We start from the raw sequence: 6353 nt of genomic DNA, 5'->3' as shown, positions 1-6353 counted from the left end.
TAAGCGTAAGTGAGTTGAAACACGCGGTGGCAGTCACGGCAGCGAAATCTGTCATAGACTTTAGGGTTCTGACCATGGCGGTAAACCTGAACAGACTGACAACGGGGACAATGAACGTTAACGCTGGCCATAAGAGAACCTCAAAAGCCCGCATTATACATCAGATTCAACCAATTAGAGGCATCACCCCTTTGCAGACAACATTGATAAGCTGGTGCAGGCACTCGATATTCGCAGTACCCAGCGCCTGCAACAAAGCACACATATCCATTTTATGCTGATCTTTGTGCTGATAACTGAACTGCTGCTGATGCGTCACTGGTTGCGTAAGCGGGTACTGTTGCCATGGCGTGCGCTAATGAATCAGGCAGATACCATCAGTCTGACGGACTTTACCCCGCGGGTGGCGATTAATGGACGTGATGAAATGGCGCAGTTAGCTTCGGCGCTAAATCAGATGGCCAGCGCACTGGCACAAAGCTATGGCACGCTGGAAAAACGGGTGCTGGAAAAAACCGCCAGTCTGGCGCAAAAACATGATGAACTGCGTTTTCTGTTTGCTGCCAGTCAGCGCTTACAGAGCAATGCGCCGCTGAGCGAACGAATTAATGCCGTTCTTAAGCAGCTGTGCCGGGTCACGCCGCTGATTGCTCCGTCGCTTAGCCATTATCCCCAGAGCAGTTCCGTCGCTGTCGGTAATCAACAACAACATTACTGGCAGCTGCGACCAGGCAAACCTGAGCAGGGTTACCTTAATGCGCGCCTGCCAGCCAGCCACCACCTGACCTGCGATCAGCAACAACTGATTGTCACGCTTTGCGAAATGATCGCGAACACGCAAACCGCCGCCAGCCAGCAGGATTACCGTCAGCAGGTGGCGTTAATGGAAGAGCGCAGCGCAATTGCGCGTGAATTACACGATTCTATTGCCCAGTCATTGAGTTGTCTGAAAATACAGCTTGGTTGCATACAAATGCAGCCTTGTCTGAAACAACCTGACACTGTGGCGCTGCTGGCTCAGATGCGCGAGGAGCTAAACCGATCCTGGCGTCAACTGCGTGAACTGCTGACGACATTTCGCGTGCAGCTCTCGCAGCCGGGCTTACTGCCGGCGCTGGCGGAAACCTGCACGGAGTTCAGCACCCGTCTTGGTTACCCGCCACAGCTTGACTGGCAGGCCGCCAGCGTCGGCTTTACCCCGTCACAATCACTGCACCTGACCAATATCGTGCGTGAAGCGCTGAATAATGTGGTGCGTCATGCTTCGGCCACGGCGGTGCATATTGTTGTCAGCTACCATAACCATCAGGTTAAGCTGAGCGTGCAGGATAATGGCCGCGGTTTTATTGCCGACAGCGTTGCCCGCGAGCATTTTGGACTGGCTATCATGCATGGCCGCGCCCAGGCACTCAACGGCCATTTCAGACTGCATACTACCCCCGGCCGCGGGACGCGTATTGAGGTTTGTTTTCCTTTAACCATTCAGGATGATAATGACCATGACTCCCGCAACACTCTTACTGATTGACGATCACCCCACCCTTCGGCGGGGTATTTGCCAGCTGGTCAGTCTTGATCCGATGCTGAAAGTCATCGCTGAGGCAGGCAGCGGTCCCGCCGGGGTGGCGCTGGCACGCGAGCATGACCCGGATCTGATCCTGCTGGATATGAACATGCCCGGCTGTGACGGACTGGCCACGCTACATGCATTGCGCCAGCAGCCGCTTTCCAGCCGGATAGTGATATTTACCGTCTCCGATGCGCAACAGGATGTGGTCGCCGCTCTGCGTCAGGGCGCAGAGGGTTATTTGCTTAAAGATATGGAGCCGGAAGCATTACTGGCTGCACTTCATCAGGCCGCTGCTGGCGAAATGGTTCTTAGCGATAATCTGGCACCGCTGCTGGCGGAACAGTTACGCGCGCCACAGGTGCCGGCAAACCTTGCGCTGAGTGCTCTCACTCCGCGTGAAACCGAAATATTGCATCAGCTGTCACGCGGGCTCAGTAATAAACTGATTGCCCGCGAACTGGATATCAGCGAAAGCACGGTTAAGGTACATGTTAAACATCTGCTGCAAAAACTCAGCTTGCGTTCACGTACCGAAGCGGCTATCTGGCTGTTACAACAGAAAAAATAACCGTTATCCGCGACAGCCTTTGCTGCCGGGACATCCGGCACAGCCACGAGCAACACGATGGTCAGCCGGCCGGTTGTCGCTGGCAGCCAGACGCGAACTTAGCCAGCGTAAGCCGCCAATCAGCAACACATTTACCATTACCACCAGCAACAGCCAGCCACCACTGGAGGCAGGATGCTGGCGGAAAGTAGCCAGCTGGTAGTAAAAGGTTGCCAGCGACCAGGCCAGATTCAGCCCCCAGCCCATGGCAAACAACATCCAGCGCGCCCCGGACTCACGGGTAATAGCGCCCATCACTGAGGCACAAGGAACGTACAGCAAAACAAAAATCAGATAGCTGTAGGCACTTTGCACACTGCCAAATTTTTTGCTCATAGTACCCGAGGCGCCGCTGTCCATATCGCCATCCCCTTTACTGGCTTCAACCGGATTAGCCAGTACGCTCAGGGAAAATGTTGCCTTAACCGACTGCCATGTCTGTTCAACGGCATTTTTCAGCGCCCGGCTCAGGCTGAAATCGGCCGCTACAAATGGCTGCTGCTGAATAGCCTCAGCGGTATACAGGGTGTTAAGGGTACCCACCACCACTTCTTTTGCCATTGCCCCCGTGATCAGCCCCACCGTCGCCTGCCAGTTATCCTGCTGAATACCAATCGGTGACAGCAAGGGCGTCAGGGACTTACTGACATCCGCCAGCGCCGACTGGTCAATATTACTGACAATACTGCCGTTAAAAGCAAAATTACTCAGCCCACCAATCAGCATGCTGGCCAGCACAATAACCTTACCGGCGCGCAGAATAAAACCCTTTAACCGCATCCAGGTCTGCAAAAACAGACTTTTAATATGTGGGATATGGTAGAGCGGCAGGTCCATAATAAATGGCGTCGCTTCACCGCGCATTAAAGTATGTTTCAGAATAAGCCCCGTCGCGATGGCCGCCAGTATTCCCAGAACATAGAGCGAAAAAACAATACTGGCACCGTGCTGACCAAAAAATGTGGCGGCAAATACCGCGAATATCGCCAGTCTGGCACCGCAGGACATGAATGGCGCCATAATCACCGTCATCTGGCGGTCACGCGGCATATCCAGCGTTCTGGCCCCCATAATCGCCGGCACATTGCAGCCAAAACCCACAATCAGTGGAACAAAGGATTTTCCCGGTAATCCAAGCAGTTGCATCAGACGGTCCATCACAAACGCGGCCCGTGCCATATAGCCGGAATCTTCAAGAAAGGACAAAAACAGATACATCAGGCCAATCTGCGGCACCAGTGGCAAAACGGTGTTAATCCCACCGCCGATACCCTGCGCCATAAAAACCGTCAGCCAGGTTGGTAAATGGAATTCAGCACCGAGCCAGCGCACACCGTCAATAAATATCGCGGCTGAACTGAGCTCAAACAGCGGTTGCAACGCCCCACCCAGATTTATCGATAGCAGGAACATCAGGTACATAACCAAAAAAAATATCGGCAATCCGGCCCACCGATTAAGCACTACCCGATCGAGTGTCAGGGTTAAGCGATTAAGCTGTGCTTTACTAACCGAAGTGACCTGCTGACAAAGTTGTGCTATTGCCTGAAAGCGGGCTTCAGCCATCAATATACTGGCTTCACTGCCGGTGGAAGCATTTATCGTCGCCAGTTCCTCCGGCACCTGTTGACTGGCTGCGCCGGCAAGCTTGCCACTGATAATGTCACCCTTTAACAACTGCTGGGCCAGCCAGATTTTATGACGCTCACCAAGGCTTTCCGGCATCGCCTGCGCCAGACGGACAAATGCCTGCTGCAACGGTAATGGATAGCAAATTTGCGGCATATCAGCGATGGCGATTGGCTGGTCGATCTGCTGTTTAAGTTCTGCAATACCCTGCCCACGCGAACTCACCAGTGGAATGACCGGACAACCCAGCCAGGCGGCCAGCGCCGCCGTATCAATATCAATATGCTGACTTTGCGCCATATCCAGCATATTCAGCGCCACAATGCAGGGTATACCAAGCGCAAGCAATTCAAGCGTCAGGTTAAGGCTGCGCTCAAGGCAGGACGCATCCACGACATTGATAATCAGATCGGCTTCGCCGCTGAGCAGATATTGACAGGCAATTTGTTCATCCAGCGATGCCTGATGTGAAAGCGTGGTTAACGACAAGGTACCAGGCAAATCCACCAGAGTGACATTCGCCGTCCCGGTCGTAAACTGACCCTGCTTGCGTTCAACGGTAACACCGGCCCAGTTGCCTACCCGCTGGCGTGCACCGGTGAGCTGATTAAATAAGGTGGTCTTACCGGCATTGGGATTACCAAATAATCCAATGGTTATTTTTTTCATGATGTCACCTCCCGTAATTCAAGATGAATCATGTCTTTTTTACGTAGCATCAGGCTCTGTCTGCAGGTACGAATTTCAATAGGATCGCCAAGCGGTGCAATGCGGACTATTTCAAAGACACTGCCTGGTAACAGACCAAATGACAATAATTTTTGTCGCCAGGCTGGCGATATTTCCGGCGAGAAACTTACTATTGAAATAATTTGTCTGGAATGAAAATTCATTATATTACCTGAGCATGGAAGAAAATCTCGCATGAGATTAAAGATGAAAATCATTCTCATTCTTGATCTTAGTCAAGATAATGCGTTTCTGTATAAGATATAGCCACCCATCAGCAGCGCATTATTGGTTTATTGCTTAATCAGCCCCCGGTTTACGCGTTTATTCCCGCATTTGATTTAAGTAAAGAATTAATATGCTACAAGTCATTGTGTTATCCCCTGATAACATCTGTTCAATAGGTCTTTTGGCGTGGCTAATACATTTTTACGCAGCGGAAATCTTGACTCGGTGCTGGCGCTAGGCGAAAACGGCCAGCCTGTCTGGTATTCAGCACGGCAAATCCTTGAAACGTTGCGATTACGTCAGAAGCAGGCACTGGCAGATTTGTTTGCCCTTCCGCAGCCTGACGAAGCCGGTAGCCGTCTTGACTGGTACGCGCAGTTTGAAGGTAACGTGGTGAGCTGGAATAACGCCAGCAGCCATTCACGCAGCCAGGCTATCAGTCAACTGGAGCAGTGTGCGCAGGCATTGCAGGAAATCAGTCACGTGGCACGCGCTGCTGGCAAACCTGGACATCAGTTATTCGCTAACCTGCTGGCGAAAGCATTGCATTTTCCCGATCAAAACTGCGTTTTCCTGGTTGCAGATAAACCGGTCATTACTTTCTGGGGTTTTAGTGCATTAAATAAAAGACTGACTGATCCGCTCGACCTGTTGCGACACAGCGTGCAGGAGAGTATGCCACCGCTGATTACCCCCGTGGCAACGGTTACACCAGCAACACACAGCATGTCTTCTTGCGGACAAACCTCACAGACGAATCCTGATAATCTGCCCTTTTCCCCGCAGGCAAGTATCAGACAACAGCAACAGCTGTCAGCGATGTATCAGTGCTCGCTGCCGGCTGACAACATGACGGAGCCTGAGCCTGAGCCGGGTAGTCAGCAGTCTGTGGCATTGCAAGGTCATTCCCGCCCGCACAGATGGCGCTATGGCTGGATACTGCCGGCCATCGCTCTGCTGGCGCTGGCCGGCCTCCAGCTACGCAGCTATTTCAGCGCAGAAAAATCGCCGGTGCTCAGCCAGGCGCGGCCGGCAGCGAAAAAAACACCGCTACCGCGGCTGCCGGTGCTGGATCCACACAATCAGGCAACGCACTCGTCCCCGATAGCAATACAGCTGCCGCTGGCCCATGCCAGCCTGGTACCACCTGCCACGCCACATCCGTTGACAGAAACTGCTGCTGATACCGGCCAGACGCAGCCTAAAAACGTATTAGTGTTACCCGCCACTGCAGTGCGGCGTGGTTCAACCCAATTTCTTAATGGCAGCTGGCAGGTCGTTCCGGGGGTTAATATCCCGGTAACCGGCCGTTGGCCGTTGCTGCGTTACCAGTTTAGCAACGGTAAAGGCACGGCCACGCTGCTACAAGGCGGCAATATCCGCTGCCGGATTGATGTTTTTGCCGGTCTGATGAAGTCGGGAAAGCTGGTGATTAAAGCCCGCAGCAGAGCAAAATGCAGCGATGGACGCCATCTTGCTATGCCGGAAGTCAGCTGTACTCAACCCGAGACCCGGGCGGCTTTATGCAGCGCGCGCTTTGACGATAACACGGCCTATCCTGTTACCATGCAGCGTGCGGGGAGATAACCC

The 6353-nt window shown here is 53.0% G+C and carries 6 protein-coding genes; 3 read left to right on the top strand and 3 right to left on the bottom strand.

The window, feature by feature from the left end; translation table 11 throughout:
• A partial coding sequence (locus BL249_RS05515) for an IS1 family transposase (protein WP_342634060.1) occupies positions 1-131 on the bottom strand: 131 nt, incomplete at its 3' end.
• 83 nt (positions 132-214) lie between these two features.
• Here BL249_RS05515 and BL249_RS05510 point away from each other — a divergent pair.
• Together BL249_RS05510 and narL are read left to right on the top strand one after the other, a co-directional pair.
• A complete protein-coding gene (locus tag BL249_RS05510; RefSeq protein WP_099706733.1) occupies positions 215-1528 on the top strand; it encodes an ATP-binding protein in 1314 nt (437 codons plus the stop codon).
• Positions 1491-2138: a two-component system response regulator NarL gene (gene narL / locus BL249_RS05505; RefSeq protein ID WP_446717711.1), complete on the top strand. Its 648-nt coding sequence runs from the start codon at positions 1491-1493 to the stop codon at positions 2136-2138. Before BL249_RS05510 ends, narL begins: the two co-directional genes overlap by 38 nt.
• Positions 2139-2141: 3 nt before the next feature.
• Here narL and feoB read toward each other — a convergent pair whose 3' ends face one another.
• Positions 2142-4475 (bottom strand): Fe(2+) transporter permease subunit FeoB, encoded by a 2334-nt coding sequence (feoB, locus tag BL249_RS05500; protein WP_099706731.1) that lies wholly within the window; start codon positions 4473-4475, stop codon positions 2142-2144.
• Positions 4472-4699 (bottom strand): ferrous iron transporter A, encoded by a 228-nt coding sequence (gene feoA / locus BL249_RS05495; protein WP_099706730.1) that lies wholly within the window; start codon positions 4697-4699, stop codon positions 4472-4474. The genes feoB and feoA overlap by 4 nt, the downstream gene beginning before the upstream one ends.
• Positions 4700-4949: 250 nt before the next feature.
• Here feoA and BL249_RS05490 point away from each other — a divergent pair, with 250 nt between their 5' ends.
• Positions 4950-6350 (top strand): SrfA family protein, encoded by a 1401-nt coding sequence (locus tag BL249_RS05490; protein WP_143354801.1) that lies wholly within the window; start codon positions 4950-4952, stop codon positions 6348-6350.
• Positions 6351-6353: the final 3 nt, after the last annotated feature.

The sequence above is a fragment of the Erwinia sp. OLFS4 genome (assembly GCF_002752165.1).
In the GTDB taxonomy this organism is placed as follows: domain Bacteria; phylum Pseudomonadota; class Gammaproteobacteria; order Enterobacterales; family Enterobacteriaceae; genus Izhakiella.
The sequence above is the reverse complement of the archived record's forward strand: the minus strand, read 5'-3'. Positions and strand labels throughout refer to the sequence as shown.

What these genes read in the sequence shown, in the direction of transcription:
- feoB (WP_099706731.1), bottom strand. Translation starts at nt 4,475, where the DNA reads ATGAAAAAAATAACCATTGGATTATTTGGTAATCCCAATGCCGGTAAG.
- feoA (WP_099706730.1), bottom strand. Translation starts at nt 4,699, where the DNA reads ATGAATTTTCATTCCAGACAAATTATTTCAATAGTAAGTTTCTCGCCG.